Origin of the sequence: Allohahella sp. A8, from assembly GCF_047946665.1 — a bacterium.
GTDB lineage: Bacteria > Pseudomonadota > Gammaproteobacteria > Pseudomonadales > Oleiphilaceae > Allohahella.
This window is the reverse complement of the sequence record NZ_CP172312.1, coordinates 4301584-4326232: the sequence shown is the minus strand read 5'-3', so window position 1 is coordinate 4326232 and position 24649 is coordinate 4301584. Positions and strand designations below refer to the sequence as shown.

The following is a 24649-nucleotide window of genomic DNA, read 5'->3' as shown; positions in this document are numbered from 1 at the left end:
GATAATCACTGATAATTGGTGCTGGCTTCCCGCTGGAAGAATCTGGAGACGGGCGAGAAAAACATTAGTGCCACGATCGCGCCAGCCAGCATTTCTCCCATGCTGAGAAAGATGGTTTCGAATGGCCCTTCGACGTTCACCGGTGTGAGATAAAAGGTCAATGGAAAAGTCAGAGCAAGGATGATGACATACAGCCAGCGGGCCCAGTTTCTGAATAACATGAGTCCGGTGATGGCTATAATAGAGAGTACTGAGAGGAGCACGGTAGTCCCCATCAGTACCACAAATGAATCTGGCGAAGGCAAAGTTCCCAGTGAATCTGCGTAGACCTGGACTTTCTCCACCAGAGAACCTTGCCAGTAAGTGGCGAAACCAGTCGCCACAGCTAACAGGATCTCTGCGAAAATCAAAAGACGAAATTGCTGCTTGCTGATAGCCATACCCTAGAGCTCCTGTAATTTCATGATGACCTTGCGCAGAAACGCCACGGTCGGCGTGTTCTCCGGATGCACGCTACTGACCCACTGACGGTCGGCGATCGACTCATGCAGTGTGCTCAGCTCCGGCATGGCCTCAGCTGCAAGCGCGTGGCTCCTGAGATGCAGGGTTTGCTCGGTAGTGACTGTCCTCCCATCGTCCGACTGCGAATAGTCATAGCTGATTGGCGCGAGTACTTTCTGAAAACTGACATCATCACCAGGAATGAAGGCGTGAGGCATCTGCACGGTGACCGTGCTCTTGTACAGGCCCGGGCTGCCGATATAAGCGGGTCCAGTTCGTTGCTTCTTCTTTGGCATCTGCAGAACCGTCTCGATGCCGTACGGGCTGACGCCATAGCTCAGCCAGCCATCCTCAAGAGTCAGAAAGTCTGCGATCTCATAGCGCTCCTTGATCACGATGCGGTTTCGAGCGACATCGTCTTCCACGGCCAGCGGCTCTGCCAATGTGAGCCCTTTGTAGAGATCCTTCTGATAGGTGAGGTACTGCTGCTCGAGCTTGCCACGTCCAGATTCGGCTAGCGAACTTCGCTCGGACTCGGCAAAGCTGCCCTCGTACACGGTATCAACCTCGTAGCGGGCGGGCTGGTCGTACGAGCTCACAGTAAATCGCTCGATGACGTGTTGCTTCGGTTCGTAGCTCGGGGCGATCTCCATGGCCTTCAGGCCGCCGCCATCAGGCTGAGGGGCCAGCACTAGTGCATATCCGAAGTCAGCCATGCCTATTGTGTCGAGACTTGTACCCTGGAAACGGCGGGTGCCATCCAGCCAATAGGTCTGATCGCCCACTACTGCGCGAACGATGACATGATCGAAGATATCGGGCATGGGGGCGATCGTGGCGATACCTGCTCCGCGTGTAGTGGAGACCAGCGCAGGCTGAGCCTCGATACCGATCGCCTGCAGCAGGTGAAGCAGTAACAGGGTCTTGTCCTTGCAATCGCCATAGCGAGCTTCAAGCACTTCGTCCGGCCGGTGTGGTCTGAAGGCATTGCTGCCGAAGGACAACGACACGTAACGGATCTCATTTTGAACAAAGCCCAGCGCCTGCATGAGCGCAGCGGGTTTAGGCAGCTGCTTCAGCTCCGCCACCAGGGTCGCAAACTCTGTGGAAGTCACCGCTTCGATTGGGTATAGCCGTTGCGCCCAGTCCGCAACATTTTGCCAGTCGTTGTACTCTGAAACACTCACGGCACGCTGTGCATCGTACTCGGCGGGATAATCGCCCTCGTCGATCATGATGGGACCATCACGAACATCCCACTCGAATACCGTGTCACTGCCGAGCCGGCTCGTGGTCGGGGCGAGATCATGATTGTAGTTCTGGAGCTTGAGCGCACGCTGGTGAGGCATGAAAATGCGCATCGTCCGCCGGACCACGGGTTGCGTCCAGTTCAGCGCAAACCAGTTCGAGAAGCGGCCTCCCAAAGTCGGATTCCGCCCCACGATCGAATAGGCGAACTCGATGTCATCCCCAGAACGAACGTCCTTGAGATAAAGCAATGCCGTGACTTCACCGGTCAGAATATCATCCCCAGAGTCCGGCTCTGCGCTTAGTATTCGTACCGCCTGGGCATCGAAGCGTGACTTGAAGACACCCTTTCGCCATACGCCGGCTTCATGGATTACCAGCTGCTCAAAGGCTGGATTGAACTGGACCTGGAGCTTCGAGGCCTGCTCGATTCCTCCAATAGTGAGTGGCCTGGTGACGTAACGATGGAAGGCCGTGGTGTCAGCGCCGCGCACTCGGATCTGCTCATCGACGAGGCGGTAGTCGACAGCGCCTTCCCTGCCCTCAGCGGTCGGCGTGGTGTCAAACTCTACGGCATGCACCCACCCCGGAGTCTGCGAGTATTGGAAGCTATGGCCGTTGAAAGTATGAACTGCAGGGTCGGATGGCGGCGCTTCGGACTGTGCACTCGCCATAAAGGCGGCGAGCACGAGCAGCCCGATTGCCAGAACTCGTGAGGTAGACAGCATGACTTACCCAGTGTTTGAGGACTGGATAAATATACCATCCATCCAGCAGATATCAGCCGGGTCAACTGTCAACAATTGTCAAATGAAAGCAGGCGAACTCCGGTCTGCTACTTCACTTCGAAGCACGACCACGCACAAACTCCGCAAACGCAGCCTCGGCAAAGGTGTACTGACCCCGCCTCAAGGATTCTATGATCGAGGCGCGTCGGAGACGATCGACATGGTTCTGCACGGTGGCGGTAGACAACTCGTCCACACCCATGATCGATTTGAGTTCATCCAGGCGCTCACTCTGGTAGAGGCCTTCCCCATCCCTGGCGATCATCTTGAGCAGCTCCTGACTCAGAATGGGGAGACCCTCCCATACCTGCTGGTACTGATAGATCTCCCCGCTCTCGAACTGGTGATCTTCAAAGGCTCGCTCGATATCAACTCGCCCATTGATCAGCATCGAACGCAGCAAATCATGAAACTTTGCGGGCACATAATGGCAGCGGTTGAACACACGAAGACTCGCGCTCGGGTTCAAGGTTCTCCCGGAGGCCTGCTGAAATGCATCGGTCATATGCTTGACAAAGGCCGCGCCTAACTGGGGCAGTTCGAACTGATGCGAAAAATTGAATAGTGGCGCCTTCTGGCGTTTGAACATCTTCATCAGGCCTTCTTGCGATGAGCCGGTGAAAATGACCTTTATCCGATTCTTGTTGACGTCGAGGATCGTGCGAAGGGCTGCGACGAAATCATCGTATTCGCCATTATCACTTGCGAGCGTCTGAATCTCATCGAGCATAAGCAGGATAGGCTTCTTGCTTTTGAGCAGCGTCCTGAACACGGCACTCAACTGGTCGAGGTCATCTGCAGACTGCGGATGGCGAACGCTCGCCGTGGTTTCCAGGTAATTTCCTGGCAATCCGATTCGCGCCTTGACCTCATCGATCGACTGGGTCTTTTTGCCAATGGCATCCAGAAGGGCTTTCTGCGGCTGACTCCGATTCGACCAGAACGACGCGTATCGGACTTCGAAACCAAGTTTCACAGCGGCAGGCCAGATATCTTCAATGAGTAATTCGGTCTTACCCATGCGTCGTTTGGCGAAAATAGTCAACGCGTGAGTAGAGCCACTTTCCAGCAAGCCGAGAATGGTCGCTGTGGTGTCCGTGCGTGGGTAGTGCCAATTGATCGTTTTCGTCACTTTATATCTCTTTATCACGATTGGTGATAATTTATCACTTGTAGCGATAATCGACAATAATTGTAGTTAACTAACCCGGCGGCGAGCTACTCGTTCGCACCGCAGAGCACCTAGGGTAAACCCTAGCTAGGGTCTGCCCTAGCTGGCAGAACAACCGTTTCCGGGCAAACTGACGCCATGCCAGAGGCTGTGAGTGCTGGCCACACCGGATCATGGAATTCTGCAAAGGGACAAGACTCGCATGAATATCACTTCACCCCCGTCTCCCACCACCGCCCCGAGTGGCGCGGGGAATTACGGAATGTCATTAACAGCTGGAAACCACGCACCTGGGTCAGCGGATGCATTTGCCAGCCAGTTGATTGAAAAGAACACATCGCCCCTCGGCTTTTTCGGCCAGGCGAGACAGCTGGATACCGCGTCACTGGCCAACCAGGTCGTCGCGCTCTCGCAGAAGGACAGCGCCAAAGCGGCCGACGTTTTAGCAGCTGTAGAGCAGCAGTTATCGCCCAGCGACTTCAGTAATTTCCAGGCGGACCTTCGCACGGCTCGTGAGCAGCTTGAGAATGGCGTAGCGACACTGAAGGGTAACGGCGGGTCCGAGCACTCAGCTATCGACAAGGACGCGGCGCGAAATCTTGCCGAAAAGTTGGTGCAGGATGCTTCGACGGAACAAGCCTCTACCGGCAACTCCCAGGGTCCAGCCGACATCGACACCAGCGAACTTGCTTTTCGGCTTGAGAAGCTTGCAGAAGCAGACCCCGCAGAAGCTCAGGCAGTGAAAGCTGCCCTCAACGAGCTTCTGCCACTCGATCAGCTCGCCGCCCTGAACGAAGATCTTGGCGGCGGCAGAAGCCTGACCGAGCGTCTCGCATTGATCGTTGAGAGCCCTGGCGACGCAGCAGTCGGCATAGGTAAAGGCATGGCTACCGACGCAAGCGATGACATGGAGTTCAGACTCAAGGTGCTCACCAACCGGGTTGGTACGGAACTTCAGGTTGATAGCATGTTGCTGAAAGGCAGAGACCCTGAAGCTTCAGCTGCTTTGATGCAACAAGCTGAAGCCATGTATCGAAAAACAGACGGCATTGATCTACCCGCTCCTGAAATTAAGAACGGCGCTGAAGCAGGCGGTAGAGACTTGGCTTCAGTGGCGGAAGTTGCCACAGGTAATTTGACTGGAATTGCAAAGGGTAAAACACTTGATGGGTTGAATCCTGATAAGCCTAGTGCTAGTTCTGAATCCATAGATACAATGCTGGAACAGAGAGGCCTACCTGACACTGACTTTTTGAAAGTTAGTCCGGGAACGTTAAAAGGTGAGCCTGAGCTACCACATCCAAACGCTAACTCGGATATGGTTCGTTCCCTTAACCGGCAGAATGAATCCGCTGATATCTTGTCACACAGGGGACTCGATGTAACGCATCTTCCAAATACGGGAAAAAAAGGCGGTAATCCAGATCTTGACATCAACTCTAGACCGGCAGATGTGTACTCGCCAAAGTCCAAAAATCCAAACACTATATGGGATAACATGTCTCATAAGGTTGAGCATCAAGCTCCGGATATCGTTTTGAATATTACTGATTCACCGTTGTCTGCAACGGACATTTTGAAATTTCTCGAAGACAAGCCGATAGATGGCTTGAGAAATTTATATCTGATTGATGGTGAAGATGTACTTTTGAGGAGTTTCTAAAATGTCTATGACTTTGAACCTAGAAGTAGCTAGTGGAGTTAGTCTTGATGACATCAAGACGGTTTTAACAAGCCTGAAATGTGCTGACCTTTCCGAAAGTGATCATGGGCTAACGGCAGTTCTGCCAGACACAAATGCAACGGTGACTGCGAAAACTGACATCGATAATACCTCGGTTTTAACTGAGGATATTGAAGATGCTGATTGGAAAGTTGGGTTGCGAATGTACTTTGATGTTGATCCGACTAGAGCCAATGCCCTTAACGATGTAAGGAAATTTGTGACACATCTGTCTGAACAGACCCCATTCGAGTTCGCATTGTCTTTTCAGTACGAGTCTTTGTACGCGAAAAGGGATAATGCCGGGCTTACGTTAAGTGAGGATTTTCTAAGCAGTTAGTTGGTAGTACCCCACGTTGGATAGATTCAGACAAGATTGTTAAGACAAAAATTCCCCTCATCTCTTCATCCGGCAACACGGTTGGGTGGGGCGGTATTAGCGCCGCCCCACCTCCCCACCGTCCGACCTGAAACATCCCCCCAAACCCAGTAAACTACCCCCGCCATCCAACCCACCGACCCGATCCCCCACATGAACACCACCATCGACAATTTCCTCACCTCCTTCGATAAAAAGACGCTCGACAAGGGCCGCGACCTGTTCAGGCGTGGCAAGGTGCTGGATGTTCATGTGCAGGAAGACGGTGAGCTTCAGGGTCTCGTTCAGGGGAGCACGCGCGAGCCATATCGGCAGACGGTCTTCGTCAACAATCCTGCAACGAACCCACGGGGCAAGAACCGGGTGATGGGTTTATGTAGCTGCCCTGTGCATCGAGATTGCAAGCATGTGACGGCGGTCGCCTTCGAATTTTTTGCTCAGCAGGCGGAGGCCGTTACAGCCGAGCCAGCCAGCGCCACACCCGTCAAGGCCAGAGAAACCAAGCCATCGCAACGCCCTACCCGCCGCATAGAAGCCCAACCTCAACCAATTTTGCGCTTCGGCAAAGGCCGCTATCAGGCGCATCGCAGTGGCCGCGTGCGCATCCTGCTACAACAGCAGAAGCAGCTGCTGAAAGACGCTGGTGAGCCGGTCAATGCACTGCTCGAGAGTGAACAGTTCTGCTACGCGCTGCCAGGATTTCGCTACGAAGACGTTGCGGTCGACACGCTCCCTGAGCACATCGATGTCGAACGCCTTGAGCAGACGCTGGTGGTCGATAGCGAGTGCCTTGCCGTAGTGCGCGACGTGAAAGCTGAACAAGCCTGGCTGGACGAGCTGCACTGGGTCGGACTCAGGCCGCTCCTGAGTGCCGAAGCCTCGACCACAGATGACGATCTGACCCATGGGTTGGTCTTCGATCTGGTGCATCAGGATCAACCCTGGATCGAGCTCATGACCAAGGTCGTGCCACGTTGGGAAACCGAGGGCTGGGAGGTCCACTACAGCGATGACTTCCCCTTCGCCAATATCGTGGTGCCGGATGAGGACGTCACCTGGTTCAACGACCTTTCGCCTGCCGAAGACGGCAGCCTGTTCCTCGGAATTGGCATCGAGATAAATGGCCAACAGTACGAGCTACTGCCCTGCCTGCTGCGGCTGATGAATGAGTACACGCCGGCCTCACTGGCTCAGCTGCCTGAGGGCGGCGCGCTGCCGGTGGTTGTTGAAGACGGTACCAAGCTCTATCTGCCGGTCAGCCGAATTCGGACCGTGATTAGTACGCTTTACGAGCTGTTCGATACCCAGCCGAAGAACTCGGATATCGAGCGCGGCGTGCGCATTCAGCAGGCGGATATGGCACTACTGGACGAGCTCGAAATGGAGTCGCGTCACCACGAGAGTGTCGTAAAGCTGCGCAGGATGATCGACCAGCTGAGCCAGCCGGCGCTAGCCGATGAGGTGGAACTGCCTGATAGCTTCAAAGCCACCCTGCGCGGCTATCAGTCTGAGGGTGTGCGCTGGCTTCAGCTCCTCAGGCAGGCAGAGGGTGGTGGCATACTGGCCGACGACATGGGCCTGGGCAAGACAATTCAGACACTGGCGCACCTGTGCATCGAACAGGCGGCTGGTCGACTCGACAGACCAGCGCTGCTCGTCGTGCCGACCAGCCTGATTACCAACTGGCGCGCCGAGGCGGCGAAATTTGCGCCCACGCTTCGACTGCTGGTGCTGCACGGGCCAGATCGGCATCTCGATTTCGCTGCAATCAATCAGCACGATCTGATCATCACCACCTATCCGCTCGTTATACGTGATGCAGAAGTGTTGACGAGCCTACAATGGTTGCAGCTGATTTTGGATGAAGCTCAAAACATCAAGAATCCGCTCTCGAAGGTCACACAGCTGCTCTGCCGGTTCAGGGCATCACAGCGCCTGTGTCTGACCGGCACACCGCTGGAAAACCATCTCGGCGAACTCTGGTCTCAGTTCCACTTCCTGAACCCCGGACTGCTTCGCGAGCGAATACATTTCAACCGCCACTTCAGAAAGCCTATTGAACAGCATGGCGATGCCCGCCGTCAGCGCGCGCTGCACGCGCGGATAGCGCCCTTCATGCTGCGTCGCACCAAGGCGGAGGTCGCCACTGAACTCCCGGCCAAGACCACCATGATCAAGCGCGCCGTATTCAAGACGAAACAGCGCGATCTCTACGAGACGGTTAGGGTCACGATGGAGAAAAAGGTCCGCAGACTCATTGCGAGCAAGGGCCTGAAACGCAGCCAGATCGAGGTACTGGATGCGCTGCTTAAACTGCGCCAGATCTGCTGCGACCCTGGCCTGCTAAAGCTGCCGGCGGCGCAGCAGATCAATGAAAGCGCCAAGCTGGAACTGCTACAAAGCCTGCTCCCGGAACTGCTGGAGGAAGGCCGACGCGTGCTGATTTTCTCGCAGTTCACCAGTATGTTATCTCGCATCGAAAGCGCCCTGCAGACCGCCGGCATCGACTTCGTCAAACTCACCGGCGCCACCCGTGACCGGGCAACACCCCTCCAGCGTTTTCAGAATGAAGAAGTGCCCGTCTTCCTGATCAGCCTCAAGGCGGGTGGTACCGGACTCAACCTGACTGCAGCCGACACCGTGATCCACTTTGATCCCTGGTGGAACCCCGCCGTCGAGGACCAGGCCACTGACCGCGCCTATCGGATCGGCCAGGACAAGCCGGTTTTCGTCTACCGCCTCATTGTGGAGGACAGCGTCGAGGAGAAGATGCTTGGCCTACAGGAACGAAAGCGTGCGCTGGCTGAGAGCGTTTATGATAATGCTGGGGGGATGGGCTACGGGTTCGATGAGGGGGATCTGGCAGAATTGTTCAGCTAGGCGATGCTGCCATCACTTGCATGTAGTCGCGGTCAGGAAATCACTGTTCCAACCCCCTTACCCGCCGGGCATCCTCAATACCACCAACATTGCTGACGTTGGTATAGCCGGCGGCCTCCAGAGCCGACTTCGCTCTCTCTGCCCTGCCACCACTCAGGCAGTACAGACGAATATCGGCATCTTTGTCCGGGAACGTCTTACTCACGTCCTCGACAATGCGGTCATGCGGTATGAACGCGTCCTGATCTATGCTGTCGATCGAGTGCTCGAGCGGACTGCGGACATCGATCCAGATGGTATCCGCATGGACTCCTGCGGCAGTGCCCATCGCCAGCAGCACCAGAGCTATCTTTCCGAACCTTATCCAAGACATGATCTATCTCCAATTGTTCACGCTTAGTATATTATCAATCTATCAAACGGCGACTCGATGGTTTTCATGGATGCCCACTGCAGATATCTGGACTTCAAGCGGCATACCCCAAAGCCTAGATCAGCGAAGCTTTGGCGTTGGCGCCGACCACTCTAAGCCGGCGAATGAAGAGTGGCGTTTTTACCCGTGACGAGAGTGATCGAGTTTATCGTTTTGCTCAACAGCTCTCAGCGGCTACGACCTTGTTTGAAGGCTATACCACCGAGGAGGTGAGGTGGATGACCCGCCCAGTCAGAAGCCTGGGGGATCGTCGGCCTACCCAGCGCACGGCGAATTTGCAAACATCGTGGCTGGTGCGGTGGAACTTGAGTTCAAGATTGATGAGCGACTACGTAAATGAGAGCAGTAATCCTGAAAGGCTTCGGCCCCTCCGCCAGACTCGAACTGACCAGACTGAGCAAACCAACGCCTGCTGCTGACGAACTGCTCATCGAAGTAAAAGCTTCATCACTCAATCCGGTCGACGCGCAAACCAAACGCCTCCTGGCTTATATCCCGGGCCGCTCGCTCTTCACGTCAAAGCTCGTACCCGGGCATGACTTCGCCGGCACAGTGGCCGCCGTCGGCGCTGCAGTCACTGGCTTTCGCGTTGGCGATGACGTGTACGGCACAAATGGCCTGTCACCGGGCGCTATCAGGGAAGGACTGCTCAGGACCGGCACCTTCGCTGACTTCATCGTAGTCAAGTCGTCGAAAGTCGCCATAAAACCGAAGAATCTCTCGTTCATCGAAGCAGCCGCTAGCCCCCTCGTCGCGCTTACAGCATTGCAGAGTCTGAGAAAAACCGGCCTCAAAGCCGGACAGGACCTTCTGGTGGTCGGCGGCTCCGGTGGCGTCGGCTCGATGGCGGTGCAACTCGGCAAGATTCTCGGTGCTCGTGTCTCGGCAGTTTGCAGTACCTCGAACATCGAATTTGTGAAGTCGATCGGCGCCGATGAAACCATCGACTACAGGCAGAGCGACTATCACGACAGTACACAAAAGTTCGATGTCGTGTTCAGCACAACCGGTCAGCAGGGGCTGGCGAGTGAGCAGCGGCTTCTGAAAGAGAACGGCGTGATCCTGGATTGTGCAGCACCATCACTGTCCGGATCAGCCGAGCTCGCCAGGCGATATGCGTTCTCAAAAGGCTATCGTAACGAGTTTGTCCTCTATCAGTCTTCAGGCGAAGATCTTACCTATCTCGCCGGGCTGTTCGAGGCGAAGCGTCTCAAGACCAGGATAGCTACGAGGGTCGCTCTTGCAGATATCGAAGCGGGCCTTCAGATGATGACCAGCGGACATTCGGCAGGTAAGATCGCTGTCGCCAATCATTAGTCAATGGCCTGTACGTTTACGCCTTGATAACCGGCAGCTCAAACTTCTGCCAGGCGCTCATTCCGCCAAGCAAATTACTCACATTGGTGTACCCTGCCTTGAGCAGAATGCTCACCGCCACACCTGCGCGATGGCCTACGCCGCAGGTCACCGCTATCCTGTCTGACTTGCCGGCTTTCAACTGATCGAGCCGATCTGCAATATGGCCGACATAAATATTCTGTGCGTTCTCGATATGTCCGGAAGCAAATTCATCGTCCTCGCGGACATCCAGCACCACGTATTTGTCTCGCTGCTCATGGAGCGCCTTCGGCGTGATGACATGGCAGCTCCTGATAGGCGTAGCCTCTTTCCGCCACTCTGAGAAGCCACCAGTCAAACCAGCCGTGACCTTATCAATGCCAATACGACTCAGATGCCGGGTTGCAACCGCCACGTCGTCCGTGCGATCGCATATCAGCACCACGGGGCTCTTTGGGTTGGCCACCCAGCCACCAAACACGGGCAGACCACCCATCCACACACTATAACTGTCTGGCACGTGTCCGCCTGCGAATGCCTCAGGCTCTCGGGTGTCGATCAAGAGGTGATCGGCTTGCAGCTTGGATACTTCGCTGCTTGTCAGAAGATCTGGCTCGTTCGACTTCGGAGGCAAGCCTCCGCTTAAATTGACCTTTTCCATATGTCGGAAATAGGGCGGACGCGGCGGCTTTTCACGACCCTTGTACTCGACGAATTCGGATCGAGTCAGTGTGAAGACCTTGTTGTACCGTTTCTCGGCACCAATCGTTGATAATGGCTTTTCGGCCATTCCGCTGCCGCAAACCGAACCTGGGCCATGTGCTGGCAGGACAATGGTGGTATCACCCAGTCCGGCAAGTTGCTGGTGCACCGAATCATAAATTACGCCCGCGTTCTTCGCTGTGTCATTGACATCTGGAAGATCGGTCCGGCCGGTGTCGCCAAAGAACAGTGTGTCGCCCGTGAAGACACACCACGGCGCTTCACTATCGGCTTCGTAGACGGCGTAGCACATGCTTTCTGGGGTATGACCCGGCGTTTCAAGCGCAACGATTTTCAGTGAGCCAAGCTCGAAGCTTTCGTGATCGGCAAGACGGATATCGCCGTGCCCGAATAGCTCATGTTTACCGGTCACGATACTGGCACCCGTCAGCTCACTGAGATGCGCAGATCCAAGCACGAAATCTTCCTGCCGATGCGTCACGACAACGTAGCGGATTGTGCAGCCCTGGTCTCTGGCTGCGGTCAGGTATTCATCGACGTCGCGCCGAGGATCGATCAGCGCGGCTTCGTTGCCATCGCACAGCAGGTAGGCAAAATGCGCGATGGCCGGTGTTTGTATGGTAATGAGTTTCATAGCTGTTCCTCGCTGTTACGCCTGGTTCCGCTTATCGACACGCCATCCCATTGTGGCCTCGTCTGCATTGCGACTTCTGGTTCAGCTGTCTACGTCGCGACTTCATGATGGGTTCGTTCTCTTTCGCAGCATGGAAGCTCTCCTCAGGGGGTACGTGCCAGTAGCTTTCATGTGTCGCCACAACAAGACACCTGTCCGCACAGGATTACACCCAGGCTTCGAAGCCACGCCTGTACTGGCAAACAAGGCTCAACAGTGACTGAGTTTGATCCGGGGCCTATGCTGCACCGCTTCGATCCGCGGGGAGCGTAGCGCTACCTGTCTGCCCTCCCGGACGCCCGCCCGCAGCATATTGACGAGAACAAAGCCAACATACTGATTTAAAACAGTTTCTCCACAATGGCACAAAACCCGCCTTGCATACCCCGGCAGTCGTCGCCCCTTTGGCACATCCGGCTTACCCAATACTACTATTACAACAAGAAAGGAGCTTTCATGCGGTTCAAAGACACCTTCGTGCGTCCGTTGGTAACCAGTTCTATCTCGACATTCTCCCTAACGGCAATGGCGCTCGGCATTGCCTGCACGGCAGCAGCCGTGGAAACGACCATAAAGGACACCACACTCACCCTGTACGGCTACGGCAAGCTCGATCTCATCTACGATGTCGACGCCGATCTTGGCAACCTGATTACTCACAGCAACATCCGCCTGGATGACCAGCAAGGGCCTGATGGCCACACCCGCATACAAGCCATCGAAAGCCGTCTTGGCATTACCACGGTCACCCCCGTGACTGGCGGCTCACTCAAAACCGTACTGGAAGGCGACTTCTACGGCAGTGGTGGTGGCGTGTTCAGACTGCGTCACGCCTATGGCGAGTGGAATGGCATACTCGCAGGCCAGACCTGGAGCAACTTCGGCAACTTCCTCGGTACCACACCCACACTGGATTTCCTCGGACAAGTCGGCCAACCGGTTATTGCACGCCAAGCGCAGCTTCGCTACACCACTGGCGCGTTCTCAGTGGCCCTTGAAGCACCTGGTACGCTCGGGGGTGCCACGGCCGTAATGCCGGTTGGTGGCCCTGATCCGGTTACGCCGGACGCAGACTCGCAAAAAGATCTGCCAGATATCACTGTGCAGTTCAAAACCACCGTTGATATGCTGAGCTTCGCCATTTCTGGTGTCGCAAGGCAGATAAGCGTCTATGATGGCGATTCTGACAATGAAGAAAGTACTTTTGGCTATGGTGTTGGACTAGCTGCAAAGCTTACGCTGACAGATCGCCTGCGGGTGCAGAGTTCTCTTGTCTACGGTGATGGCATTGGCGGTTATCTGTACGCAAGCCCTGGCGCTTCGGCATACTATGATCCAGCCAACGAAAGCGTTGAAACTATCGAGGCAATGGGTGGCACGCTTGGCGTTAGTCTCGATGTGGGGCCAGGCAGTATTAACCTCGGCTACGGCATCGCCACCGCCGACTGGGACGAAGCAGAAGACGCGGGCCTCGCAGTGGCTGGTAGCGATGAAACCCGCCAGAGCTTTTTTCTCAACTACAGCTGGTCTACCGTCAGTAACGTGCTGTACGGCCTTGAAGCAGGCCACCACAGCAGAGAGACCGTTGGCGGTGGAGAAGGCGACGCCATTCGTTTGCAGGCGATGGCCAAGTACAGCTTCTGATCCCTGTACGAACGTCGTTCTCAGATGCCCCGGTTTGTCCGGGGCTTTCGCTTTCAAGGATTCAGGTTTATTGTCTTTGAGATCCTGCAGTGAACAATGAGCAAGACAGGCAGAGTCAATGAAGTCACCAGATAATGAAGCACGAGCAATGAAAGAGTTGTTCAACTCGGACCTTCAGGGTGGGTTGACCCGGGAACTCATTCAGGCCCTATTTCCGGTTTTCGAAAAGGCCAGCGCCGGCGCGATTGCAGTCGACCGCTTTTGCAGAATAACCTGGCTCAATCAGAGCTATGCCGACCTACTGGGCATAGGCAACATGGAAGCCGTCATTGGCCAGCCGATTCGGCCAGTCATCCCCCAGACTCGCATGCCAGAGGTAGTCAAGACAGGCACCCCCCTGTTACTGGATATCATGGAGTACCAGAACCAGCAGCTCGTCGTCACCCGACTGCCGATCTTTGACGATGCTGGCGCCGTTGCCGGCGCTGTCGCCTTCGTGCTCTACGACGACCTGCAGCCTCTCACACCTCTCGTTAGCAAGTACCGTCGTCTGCACCAGGATCTGCTGGCAGCAAGGAAAGCGCTTGCACAGCGGGCGCGTGGCACCCGATACAGTCTCAGCGACTTTGTAGGTGCATGCCCGGGTGCGCTGGAGGTGAAGCGGCGCGCCCGATTGGCAGCAGGCCGGGATATGCCAGTTCTGCTATTAGGCGAGACAGGTACAGGCAAGGAAGTACTGGCGCAAGCGATTCATACCGCGTCACAGCGGGCCGAACATCCTTTCGTAGGCGTCAATGTCGCCGCCATTCCCGAAAACCTTCTCGAAGCGGAGTTCTTCGGCACGAGCCCTGGAGCCTTCACCGGCGCAGACAAGCGTAGTCGGGACGGTAAGTTTCAACTAGCCAACGGTGGGACGCTTTTTCTGGACGAGGTCGGCGATATGCCACTGACCCTGCAGGCTAAATTGCTCAGGGCAATACAAGAGGGCGAGATCGAGCCGCTGGGTTCCAACAAGGTTTACAAAGTCGATGTGAGACTAATTGCCGCCACCAGTCGCAACCTCGAAGCCATGATCGAGGCCGGAGAGTTCCGCTCTGATCTCTACTATCGTTTGAATGTCCTGGAGATCAACATCCCGCCGCTCCGTAACCGGATACAGGACATCGGCATCCTGTGCGAAAGCCTGCTGGAGAACATCTGTCAGCAGGCGGAGCTCCGCTGTGAACTCAGCGAATCTGCCCTGACCGCCCTCAGTGCCTATGACTGGCCAGGTAATATCCGTGAACTGCGCAACGTGCTCGAACGGGCGCTCACCATGCTGGAGGAGTCGGGTGTCATCGATGCTGATGATATCTTCCGTGTACTGCCCAAGCGCGCAAGACTGTCTGCGCCTATTGTCAGTCCTAAAACGCGTCCGCTCTCGCAAGTACTGGCCGATGCGGAAGCGGAAGCGATCCGATCGGCTCTGTTGAGTGCACAGGGCAATCGATCTCGTGCAGCAAGACTCCTGGGCATCTCCCGCTCGGCGCTCTATGAGAAGCTCGCCAAAATGTCCGGATCAGAAGACACCGGTCCGGAATTCAGGACACCCTAAACTGATCCGCGGGCCAAATGTACGGATCCGTGGACATGCCTATTCGGCAACCGGCCTTATGATCTGCTCAACCCAATGATTTTAAACAGCTTCTTGCTGTTGGCCCAGTTCATGCTCTTCTGTCCATCAGCGAATCATCGCTTTCATACAACAATAATCAAGGAATGCCCACTATGGCTTTAGTCCAGACAGTTCTTGGAAACAGCATCCGTGCTGCCGCTGCAACTTTTTCATTGAGCCTGATCAGCGCAGGCGCCGTAGCCGCGGAAAAAGTGCGCTGGCAGGTTCCACTGGCTTTCCCTTCCAACCTCATCGGTCTGACCACGCCGGTCAAGCATCTCACTGACCAACTCAAGACGATTTCCGGTGGCGACATCCAGCTTCGCTATTACGAGCCCGGAGAACTCGTGCCTGCATTCGAAATCATGGATGCCGTCAGCCAGGGCAAATACCCTGCCGGTTACACCTGGGTTGGCTACGATCAAGGCACCATTCCCGCACTCCCGCTCTATTCGGGCGCGCCGTTCAACATGGAGCCACCGGCTTATATCGCTTGGTACTACGAAGGCGATGGCAAGAAACTGCTGGAAGAGATCTACGACGAGCGCAACATCCACCCCATGCTCTGCAGCATCATTGGTCCCGAGGGTGCCGGCTGGTTCAGCAAGCCCATCAACGCTACGAAAGACTACGACGGTTTGCGTATCCGTTTCGCTGGCATCGGCGGCAAGGTGCTCGAAGAACTTGGTGCTTCTGTAACCATGGTGCCCGGTGGCGAGATTTATCAGGCACTCGAGCGCAAGACCATCGATGCGACTGAATTCTCTCAGCCGGCTATCGACAAAATGCTCGGCCTGGATCAGATCATCAAGAACTACATCATGCCTGGCTGGCATCAGACCTTTACGACTTCGCATCTGCTGGTCAACAAGGATGTCTGGAAAAAGCTCAAGCCTGATACCCGGGCGCTTATCGAAATGGGTTGTGAATCCGCGACGCTCAAGGGTTTCGCGCAAAGTGAATGGGCCCAGCCGACTGCACTACGCGATTATCAGAAGGAAGGCGTGAAGGCGCAGGTACTGCCTGAGGAAGTCCTGAGAGAGCTACAGAAAGTGACCGACAAGGTGCTCGACGACATTGCGGCGAAGGACCCGATGTTCAAGCGAGTGCTTGGCAGTCAGCGAGACTTCATGAAGCATCACTCGATCTGGCATGGCATGGGTTATCTGCCACGTGATTTCTACGAGTACGAGTAAGTTCACTCGCGCCTGCTTTCCTGTAGATATGACATCTCCTGAGGTATCACATGTCGGTTGAATCGACAGTTCCGGGCGCTCACGTGCCCGCTTCTCCCGAGTTGCCGAGCAACCGTATTTCACGGCAGCTCGATCGGGGCATCGTGGCCATTGGCCGTCTGAGTTCCTGGATCTGGCTGATCATGCTGGCCGTCGTGCTGGCCAACGTGTTCAGCCGCTTCGTCCTGGCCAGGGGCTCGATTGCACTTGAGGAGCTTTCCTGGCATTGCTTCGGCGCAACGCTGATGCTGACCCTGGCCTATGCGGTGGTGATGGACGATCACGTTCGTGTCGATGTGCTGCGCGAGAAAATGTCGTTCCGCACCCAGGCATGGATCGAGTGCATCTGCATCGTGATGCTCGCGCTGCCTATACTCGTGCTCATGATCGACAGGCTGAGCAGTTACGCCTGGACCGCCTATATCTACCAAGAGGACTCGCAGGCGCCCAGCGGACTACCATACCGCTTCGTGCTCAAAAGTCTCATGCCTCTGGGTTTGCTGCTGGTCGTGATCGCCCTGGTGTCACGCGCATTGCGCTGCACCACCCTGCTCATCGGTCTGCCGCGCGCTCTGCCCAGCGAGGGTCCAACTCATGGGCACTGAAGAAATACTCGTCATCGCCATGTTCGCAAGCTTCATGATGCTGTTGTTGACAGGCTTCCCGGTTGCCTGGTCGCTCGCTGGTATCGGGCTGGTATTTGCCATTATTGGCCATGTACTCGTTGAATATTACGATGCTGACTTGTGGTTTACCTGGGACGGCACGATCGGCGTACTCGATGCGCGGCTTTACGGCATCATTGCCAATGAACTCATGGTTGCGCTGCCGCTGTTCATCTTCATGGGTATCATGCTGGAGCGTTCCGGTATCGCAGAACGACTGATGCACAGCATGGTGAAAGTCCTCGGCCCGCTTCGGGGTGGCTATGCCATCACAGTCGTCGTGGTCGGCATCCTGCTGGCGGCGTCTACCGGCATCGTGGGGGCCTCCGTGGTTCTGCTCGGCATGTTGTCGTTAGGGCCGATGATGCAGGCCAACTACAACAAGTCTCTGGCTGTGGGCACTGCCTGCTCTGTTGGCACACTGGGCATACTGGTGCCACCAAGCATCATGCTCGTGCTCATGTCAGACCGTCTCGGAACCTCCGAGGCCTCTGTGGGCAAACTGTTCATGGGTGCGCTGATCCCAGGGCTCATGCTCGGGCTGATGTATATTCTCTACATCGTCATCGCAGCCTGGCTGAAGCCAGACCTGGCGCCCGTACCGGAAAACAGGGAGCGGCTGAATGCACGCGTGCTACTCGAAGCTGCACGTTCGATCCTGCCCCCGATGATTTTGATCATTGCCGTGTTGGGATCGATCTTCTTCGGCATCGCCACGACCACAGAGGCCTCTGCAGTCGGAGCGGCTGGGGCAATGCTGATGGCCTTCTTCAGTCGCAATCTCAGTGGAACAGTGCTGAGGGAGGCCCTGTATCAGACCAGTCGCACCACTGCCTTCATCTTCGGCATATTCGTTGGCGCTACTGTCTTTGCCGCCGTATTGCGTGGCCTGGGTGGTGACGATGTCATCCGTGACCTTATCACCGGCATGCCCTTCGGTCCTAATGGCATTCTGCTCGCGATCCTGTTCATCACCTTCCTGTTGGGGTTCTTTCTCGACTGGGTCGAGATCACGCTGATCATTCTGCCGCTGGTCGCACCGGTCGTGTTTTCGCTCGGTGTGGAGCCGGTGTGGTTTGCCATACTGTTCGCCATCTGCCTGCAGACCTCGTTCCTGACGCCACCGGTAGGCTTCGCCCTCTTCTACATCAAGGGCGTCTGCCCACCCGGTATCACGACCAGGCATATTTATCTCGGCGTCCTGCCATTCATTCTCATTCAGCTGCTGGGTCTGGCGCTTGTATTCTGGTTCGCCCCGCTGGCGACCTGGCTGCCTAACGAAGTATACGGCGGCTCTTGATCCAATAACTTCAACATCCACGCAGAATAACTCGAAAGGAGACCAACTGATGCTTCTGGACAAACAGACGGCATTGATTACAGGCGCTGGGCGCGGTATTGGCAGAGCATTAGCCGAGCGCTTCGCCAGAGAAGGTGCACGCGTCGCCGTAGCCGACCTGGACAAGGCCAGCACCAGCGAGACAGTGGCTAGAATCTGCTCCGCCGGCGGCAATGCGATAGCCTTGCACATGGACGTGACGGATGAAGCCTCCGTCGAGGCCGGTGTGCAATCAGTCGTCGATCGCTGGGGCCGTCTGGACGTCGCCATAGCGAATGCTGGCGTCCAGCACATCGATCCAATACACAAGCTCGCGTATGCCGACTGGCAACGCGTACTGGACGTTCATCTGAACGGCGCATTTCTGTTAACGCGAGCCGCCTTGCAACACATGTACGAGTCCCGCAGCGGGACCATTCTCTTCATGGGCTCGGTGCACTCTCTGGAAGCCTCGCCGCTGAAATCGCCGTATGTGGCGGCCAAGCACGCGCTGCTCGGCCTTTGCCGCGCAGTGGCGCGTGAGGGTGCAGAATATGGCGTCAGGAGCAACATCATATGCCCTGGTTACGTACGCACGCCGCTGGTGGAACAGCAGATCCCCCAACAGGCAATCGAACTCGGCATCTCTGAAGCCGCCGTCGTCAGTGATGTCATGCTCAGGAATACCGTGGATGGACAGTTTACCAGCCTGGAGGATGTCGCTGAACTGGCAGCTCAGCTGGCGGCGTTTCCTTCCGCCGCGCTCACGGGCCAGTCAGTCGTGGTAAGCCACGGCTGGCACATGCAATAGGACCACAGACATGATGACAGCAATCCCTCCACAACCATCTGAAGCTTCGGCAGAAACTAAGGCGCATCAGACCGAGGACGGCTCGGTCGTTTGGCTGCCGGATCACGACGCTCTGCATAACAGCAACATGGCGCATTTCAAGAGCTGGCTGGAGAAGCGCGGACACGGTCCGTTCGCAGACTATCACCAGCTGCACCGCTGGTCGGTGGCGGTGCCAGAGATGTTCTGGCAGACCGTATGGGACTACTGCGGTCTAATCGAAGATCATCCCGCCGATGCCGTACTGCAAGGACAAATGCCAAATGCCAGGTGGTTCACCGGCATGCAACTCAATTTCGCTGAGAACCTGCTTCGCTTCGCAGAGGGCGATGCTGCGGACTCGGAAGCAGTAGTCGCCTATTCTGAGACCAGGCCTGTACTCCGGCGCACGTTCAGGGCATTACGAGATGACGTCGGCGCTCTGGAAGCTTTCCTCAAAGCGCAGGGCGTGCAGCGCGGTAGTCGGGTTGCCGCCATCGTGACGAATGGCTATGAGGCGCTGGTCGGTATGCTGGCCGCCAACTCGATGGGCGCGATCTGGAGTTCTGCCTCGCCCGATTTCGGGTCAGGTGCCCTGCTCGACCGCTTCGGCCAGATCGAGCCGGACGCGCTCATCACTGTCAATGGCTATGGCTACGGCGGCAAGCACTTTTCCAGACACAATGAAATTGAGAAGGTCATCGAGGGGCTACCGACGCTGCGTTGCGTACTCTCCATTCAGCAGCTCCCCGACCAGGCGCCCCTGCAAGGCGCCCTGATCACAAGCTGGGACGAGGCTTTGCAGCGCCATCGCGGTCGGGCCCCCAGTTTCACTTCGCTGCCTGCTGACCATCCCGTCTGCATACTGTTTTCGTCCGGCACGACTGGCAAACCCAAATGCATCATTCATGGCGCAGCGGGGCTGCTCGTAAACCATGCTAAGGAACTGATGCTGCATGGCGACGTGAGAGTCGGCGATCGCTTCATGTACTTCACCACCTGCGGCTGGATGATGTGGAACTGGCAGGCTTCGGCCTTACTGGCTGGTGCCACCGTGATCACGGTGGATGGCTCGCCCGGCTACCCCTCACTCGACAAGCTCTGGGCTCTTTCGGAATCCGAACGCGTGAGCCACTTCGGCACCAGCGCACGTTACCTTGCTAGCTGTCGCAAGTCCGGCCTCGCACCCGTGGAACAACACGAGCTGTCCAACCTGCGAATGACCTTTTCGACTGGCTCACCGCTGCTGCCGGAAGACTATGACTGGTTCTACGCCAGCGCAGCACCGGGCGCGCTGCTCGGTTCAATCGCAGGCGGCACCGACATCTGTGGCTGTTTCGTTGGCTGCACCCCCTTACTGCCAGTCCGGCGCGGCGAGATCCAGTGCGCCTTCCTGGGTGTCGACGTGCTGGCCTATGATGCGGACGGAACACCGCTGCAAGAGGGCAAAGGTGAACTCGTCTGCCGTCAGCCGCTACCATCGATGCCTCTAGGCTTCTGGCAGGACAGTGATGGCAGTCGGTATCGCAGTGCATACTTCGATCGTTTCAAAGCGCTTAAAGACGGCCCAGTATGGGCTCACGGCGACTTTATTCGCTTTACCGAGCACGGTGGTGCGATCATCTACGGCCGCTCTGATTCGACACTCAATCCCGGCGGGGTGCGCATCGGCACTGCCGAGATCTATCGCCAGGTCGAGTCCGACGACGCTGTTGCGGATAGCCTGGTTGTCGGGCGTCAGATAGAGGGTGATGTAGAAATCGTGTTGCTTGTTGTACCCAGCGGAGAACCCGACTTCGATGCTGAGCAGGAACGGAATCTGAGGACGCGAATTCGACTAGGCGCTAGTCCCAGACACGTGCCGAAACACATTCTCGTCGTCGAACAGATTCCCTACACGCGCAGTGGCAAGAAAATGGAGCTGGCCGTCGCCAGGCTCCTGAACGAGCCCGGCGCCACGCCGGACAATCGGGATGCCATGGCCAATCCTGAAGCGCTCGACTCGATCCGGGAAGTTTGTCGAGAGGCCAGGCTTATCGGTTGAGAAGGTGGCGCAAGATGTGGAAAGCCTGATCGTGTCGAAGCTCAGGCGTCCACATGAAGGCGTATGAGCTCGCTATCACGGTCGTTTGATGGCCGTGATTCCGTTGCTGGCATGAAAGGCTTGGAGGTCGTTGATAGTAAAGGCCACTTCGGACTCGGAAAAGTAACCCGCATCGTTGACCTTGCCTTTGCTAATATCTTTCCGGATGCCCTTGGCCTTGTTATAGCCCACATTGGAGACAGTGAGGCTGACCAGCTCACCCATCACTCGCGTAGCCTTCATGAGCCCGTAGTCGTAGCCCTCGTTTTCCATACCGAGCACTTTTGAAAAACGGATTGTGTAAAGATCACCTGCTGCAGGTGCGGCAATGAGTTCCCCTTCCCTGGCATTGGACTCCTTTACGCCGGTATAGAGTGCGACGGCCACGAGCAGCAATACGATCAGACCTATAATCGAGGTAAGCGTGTGTTTCGCAGAGAACAGCGCCGCCTTCAGCCTGTGTGTAAGTTCCGTGGGTAACTCCTTTCCGGTGCGATTGCGCTTGCAGTGCATGCATTGCACACCGACGGTCTTGCCGAGCGGCACCGTGGGTATGTGGTAGAGGTGGAAATAGCGCATGAGGCCGTAGCTGTTGAAGGCTGTCTGACCGCAATGGCTGCAGGCCTCTGCCTCCATTGGGCTGCCGTTGATGGTGCGATGCTTGGTGCCGTAAATAATCATGAGGTTATCCTGGTTTATGTAGTGTGTGTTCCTATTGACGGACACCGCACACTTTTTGACCTCGCGTAGTTGATTGTTTCCTGCACAATGCCGCTCGCCGTCTCCAAATCCGCCATCGCGTGATCATCCCGGTGACAGTTTCGCCCTCCGGGAAGGTGGGCGGCAGCAGGTGTGGTGACGATCCGGGGCAGCAGCGTGATGAGCTGGCAATACCTCAGCGATGACGAGATTATCGTCGACGATTGCGAAACTACGGGTCCTGTCTCCAGAACGCTTGCCCAATTCAATGATTTTGACCTGTCCGATGAGGAAGTCGATCCCGAGGATGAGGCTGAAGAGCCAGCCCCTTATGACATCTGTGCAAGCGGTGTCGAGCGCGAGCTCTTTGCAGTATCTGACACCCACTATCGCGCAAATCTCGTGTGTGAGGGTCAGCGTATCGGGGCGATGGAGATGATTCAGATCTCGACGCAGCCTGCATTCAACCACGGCACACTTTCGTTTGCTGCAGATAGTGAAGGTAACTTCAATGCCAGCAGCGGCGTCTGTGGCAGCATGCTCGACGGGTTCGGATCCGAAGCCCATGTCGGACTCATCGATATTGCGGCTCCGTATGGAGACGATGCGCGGCTGGAGCTCACTGTAATGACGTTCTCAGGGCTGAGAACGGGCGTGCATGAAATTGGCGGTGGACTGGTGAACGGTGTAACCATGAATATCTTTACAGACTCGTTTACTGATCCGAACTTTTTTGAAGGGCCGATGGTTATGGCCTCCGGCGGCACGCTTACAATTAATACACTCGATACCTACCGCGTGAGTGGCAGCTTCGATATGACTACGGAAACTGGTGAGAAGGTTCAGGGTAACTTCGACCTCAATATGCGCTAAATCAGCCTGGGAAGGCTTACCCTTCGCCTTCCCTGCTTTCGTTCCAGCTCGGAAGAACCTCATCCACCAGCTGGGCACAGCTGGTAGATGAGGGTCAGGCCATCTCAACCACGATCTTGCCCTGGGTGTGCGCGTTCTCGAGTTCGCGTTGTGCCTTCGGAATATCCGAAAAGGATACCCGGTCCTCGACAGTAAGCTTCACTGAACCGTCCTTCATCATCGAGGCCACTTTCGCCAGCTGCTCACCATTCGGCTCGGCCAGATAAAAGGCAGTTTTCACGCCAGGCTTGCCAGCCGCCTTGGCATCAAGCTCTTCGACAGTGGATATAACCCGTCCATTATCCTTGACGTGCTGCCAGGCCGCCTTGCCGATTTCGCCTCCAAGCAAGTCGAAAACCAGGTCGACCTTGTCGCCGATGACGTCGAGACTTTCGTTATCCGTGTCGATCGCACGATCAGCGCCAAGCTCCTGAAGGAACTGCTTGTCCTGGCGGCGACCTGTGGCAAAAACCGTAGCGCCAGCTTGTTTGGCGAACTGGATAGCCAGATGTCCGACGCCGCCAGCTGCGCCATTGATGAGCACACGCTCGCCGTCCTTCAGTTCACCGTGGTCGAACAGACCCTGCCATGCTGTCAGCGCGACAAGGGGAACCCCGGCTGCCACTGCGAAATCAATTTCATTAGGGATCTTCGCGACTTCGCTAGGTTTCATGGCGATGTACTCGGCGTAAGTGCCTCGATCTGTGGACGGTATGCCGAACACTCGTTCGCCTGCCTCAAAGTTGCTATTGCCTTTTTCGACTTCACCGGCGACGTCACGGCCAAGGATCACAGGCAAATCATCCTTGCCCACTTTCGGAAACTTACCTTCGCGTATCTTGCAGTCTACAGGGTTGATACTGGTCGCTCGGATGCGCACCAGCAGCTCGTCTTCTGCAAGCTCCGGCTTTTGTACATCGTCGAGTGACAGCACATCTGCATCACCAAAACTGTGAATCTGCCAGGCTTTCATAGTCATTCCCTCGCTCAATTGATGACATGAGTTGTTATTCGAGGTACGGGAGAACTGGAAGGCAGACTTACCTGATTGATTACAATACGGACAGAAACACAGGCGCAGATATCAATACATATCAACGGCTTAGCTGCTCAGTTTTTGTTGAGCACCCACACGAGCTCATCGGCTGCAAACTGGCCCTTCAAACCGCCCTCCACGGCAGTATTTGAAACCAGGCTCACCTCATAGTGCTCATCGTAGTGGCGACTCACTTCTGCCGCATCCACGGCGAATGGGGGGCCATTCATGACCGTCTGGTCGTACTCAAAGGTGATCAATAATTGCGGCGCGGTTTCGCTGATGGCCATGAGGTGTTTGGCGTAGCGCGTGCGCATCTGTTCCGGCAGCGCCACGAGCGCAGCGCGATCGTAGATGGCGTCGACATGGCCGAGTAGGGCCTGATCCAGCTCGAATATATCGCCGACATGAATATCGATATGATGCGCGCTGTATCGAAGCAGCTGACCTGACTGGCTGATCGTTGGCACGATGTCGAGCTCTTCAAACAGCTGATCAACTGCTGTAGCAACCAGTTCAGAACCGACTACCCGATAGCCATGGCCAAGCAGCCAGCTGATGTCACGAGTCTTGCCGCACAGGGGCAAAAATATGCGACTGTCGGGGGACAAGCCGAGCTTGTCGAAATGCTTGACCAATAGGGGGTTCGGCTGGCTCCGATGAAATCCGAGTTCCTTCTGCGTCCATTTCTCATGCCAGAAGCCACTGTCCATGCTA

At 56.1% G+C, this 24649-nt stretch carries 20 protein-coding genes; 12 read left to right on the top strand and 8 right to left on the bottom strand.

Going from position 1 to position 24649, the window contains the following annotated elements; genetic code table 11:
• Positions 1 to 5 precede the first annotated feature (5 nt).
• The 3 genes from ACH3PB_RS19345 to ACH3PB_RS19335 all read right to left on the bottom strand — a co-directional run bounded on the left by ACH3PB_RS19345 (position 6) and on the right by ACH3PB_RS19335 (position 3669).
• Positions 6 to 440, bottom strand: coding sequence for a hypothetical protein (locus ACH3PB_RS19345; protein WP_416397126.1), 435 nt, complete (start codon positions 438 to 440; stop codon positions 6 to 8).
• Between the two features lie 3 nt (positions 441 to 443).
• Positions 444 to 2477 carry a DUF3857 domain-containing protein gene (locus ACH3PB_RS19340; protein WP_416397125.1) on the bottom strand — a complete coding sequence of 678 codons (2034 nt, stop codon included), beginning with the start codon at positions 2475 to 2477 and terminating at the stop codon, positions 444 to 446.
• 112 nt (positions 2478 to 2589) lie between these two features.
• Positions 2590 to 3669, bottom strand: coding sequence for a hypothetical protein (locus ACH3PB_RS19335; RefSeq protein ID WP_416397124.1), 1080 nt, complete (start codon positions 3667 to 3669; stop codon positions 2590 to 2592).
• A gap of 301 nt (positions 3670 to 3970) precedes the next feature.
• Between ACH3PB_RS19335 and ACH3PB_RS19330 the strand changes: the two genes are divergently transcribed.
• The 3 genes from ACH3PB_RS19330 to ACH3PB_RS19320 all read left to right on the top strand — a co-directional run bounded on the left by ACH3PB_RS19330 (position 3971) and on the right by ACH3PB_RS19320 (position 8690).
• A complete protein-coding gene (locus ACH3PB_RS19330; protein WP_416397123.1) occupies positions 3971 to 5371 on the top strand; it encodes a hypothetical protein in 1401 nt (466 codons plus the stop codon).
• Between the two features lies 1 nt (position 5372).
• Complete coding sequence (locus tag ACH3PB_RS19325; RefSeq protein WP_416397122.1) at positions 5373 to 5771, top strand: hypothetical protein; 399 nt, start codon at positions 5373 to 5375, stop codon at positions 5769 to 5771.
• Positions 5772 to 5963: 192 nt separating this feature from the next.
• Positions 5964 to 8690, top strand: coding sequence for an SNF2-related protein (locus ACH3PB_RS19320; protein ID WP_416397121.1), 2727 nt, complete (start codon positions 5964 to 5966; stop codon positions 8688 to 8690).
• A 40-nt stretch (positions 8691 to 8730) separates the two neighbouring features.
• On the opposite strand, the gene ACH3PB_RS19315 is transcribed toward ACH3PB_RS19320, so the two are convergent.
• Positions 8731 to 9063, bottom strand: coding sequence for a rhodanese-like domain-containing protein (locus tag ACH3PB_RS19315; RefSeq protein WP_416397119.1), 333 nt, complete (start codon positions 9061 to 9063; stop codon positions 8731 to 8733).
• Between the two features lie 396 nt (positions 9064 to 9459).
• Between ACH3PB_RS19315 and ACH3PB_RS19310 the strand changes: the two genes are divergently transcribed.
• Positions 9460 to 10440, top strand: coding sequence for an NADP-dependent oxidoreductase (locus tag ACH3PB_RS19310; protein ID WP_416397117.1), 981 nt, complete (start codon positions 9460 to 9462; stop codon positions 10438 to 10440).
• 16 nt (positions 10441 to 10456) lie between these two features.
• Here the strand turns inward: ACH3PB_RS19310 and ACH3PB_RS19305 are convergent, their stop codons facing one another.
• Positions 10457 to 11818, bottom strand: coding sequence for an MBL fold metallo-hydrolase (locus ACH3PB_RS19305; RefSeq protein ID WP_416397116.1), 1362 nt, complete (start codon positions 11816 to 11818; stop codon positions 10457 to 10459).
• Positions 11819 to 12313: 495 nt separating this feature from the next.
• Here ACH3PB_RS19305 and ACH3PB_RS19300 point away from each other — a divergent pair, with 495 nt between their 5' ends.
• From ACH3PB_RS19300 to ACH3PB_RS19270, 7 genes are all read left to right on the top strand, one after another.
• Complete coding sequence (locus ACH3PB_RS19300) at positions 12314 to 13501, top strand: DcaP family trimeric outer membrane transporter (protein ID WP_416397115.1); 1188 nt, start codon at positions 12314 to 12316, stop codon at positions 13499 to 13501.
• A 118-nt stretch (positions 13502 to 13619) separates the two neighbouring features.
• Complete coding sequence (locus ACH3PB_RS19295; RefSeq protein WP_416397114.1) at positions 13620 to 15095, top strand: sigma-54 interaction domain-containing protein; 1476 nt, start codon at positions 13620 to 13622, stop codon at positions 15093 to 15095.
• Between the two features lie 173 nt (positions 15096 to 15268).
• Positions 15269 to 16351 (top strand): TRAP transporter substrate-binding protein, encoded by a 1083-nt coding sequence (locus ACH3PB_RS19290; protein ID WP_416397113.1) that lies wholly within the window; start codon positions 15269 to 15271, stop codon positions 16349 to 16351.
• 50 nt (positions 16352 to 16401) lie between these two features.
• Positions 16402 to 16995, top strand: a complete 594-nt coding sequence (locus ACH3PB_RS19285; RefSeq protein WP_416397112.1) for a TRAP transporter small permease subunit — start codon at positions 16402 to 16404, stop codon at positions 16993 to 16995.
• Entirely contained in the window at positions 16985 to 18355 is a 1371-nt protein-coding gene (locus tag ACH3PB_RS19280) for a TRAP transporter large permease (protein WP_416397111.1), read from the top strand. The genes ACH3PB_RS19285 and ACH3PB_RS19280 overlap by 11 nt, the downstream gene beginning before the upstream one ends.
• A 49-nt stretch (positions 18356 to 18404) precedes the next feature.
• Positions 18405 to 19184 carry a 3-hydroxybutyrate dehydrogenase gene (locus ACH3PB_RS19275; RefSeq protein WP_416397109.1) on the top strand — a complete coding sequence of 260 codons (780 nt, stop codon included), beginning with the start codon at positions 18405 to 18407 and terminating at the stop codon, positions 19182 to 19184.
• A 10-nt stretch (positions 19185 to 19194) separates the two neighbouring features.
• Positions 19195 to 21246, top strand: a complete 2052-nt coding sequence (locus ACH3PB_RS19270; RefSeq protein ID WP_416397108.1) for an acetoacetate--CoA ligase — start codon at positions 19195 to 19197, stop codon at positions 21244 to 21246.
• Between the two features lie 75 nt (positions 21247 to 21321).
• Here ACH3PB_RS19270 and ACH3PB_RS19265 read toward each other — a convergent pair whose 3' ends face one another.
• Positions 21322 to 21966 carry a hypothetical protein gene (locus ACH3PB_RS19265; protein WP_416397107.1) on the bottom strand — a complete coding sequence of 215 codons (645 nt, stop codon included), beginning with the start codon at positions 21964 to 21966 and terminating at the stop codon, positions 21322 to 21324.
• A gap of 198 nt (positions 21967 to 22164) precedes the next feature.
• Here ACH3PB_RS19265 and ACH3PB_RS19260 point away from each other — a divergent pair, with 198 nt between their 5' ends.
• On the top strand, positions 22165 to 22857 hold the full coding sequence (locus tag ACH3PB_RS19260) for a hypothetical protein (protein ID WP_416397106.1): 693 nt from the start codon (positions 22165 to 22167) through the stop codon (positions 22855 to 22857).
• A gap of 94 nt (positions 22858 to 22951) precedes the next feature.
• On the opposite strand, the gene ACH3PB_RS19255 is transcribed toward ACH3PB_RS19260, so the two are convergent.
• Together ACH3PB_RS19255 and tmpT are read right to left on the bottom strand one after the other, a co-directional pair.
• Positions 22952 to 23875 carry an NADP-dependent oxidoreductase gene (locus ACH3PB_RS19255; RefSeq protein WP_416397105.1) on the bottom strand — a complete coding sequence of 308 codons (924 nt, stop codon included), beginning with the start codon at positions 23873 to 23875 and terminating at the stop codon, positions 22952 to 22954.
• Positions 23876 to 24006: 131 nt separating this feature from the next.
• Entirely contained in the window at positions 24007 to 24645 is a 639-nt protein-coding gene (gene tmpT / locus ACH3PB_RS19250) for a thiopurine S-methyltransferase (protein WP_416397104.1), read from the bottom strand.
• Between the last annotated feature and the right edge of the window lie 4 nt (positions 24646 to 24649).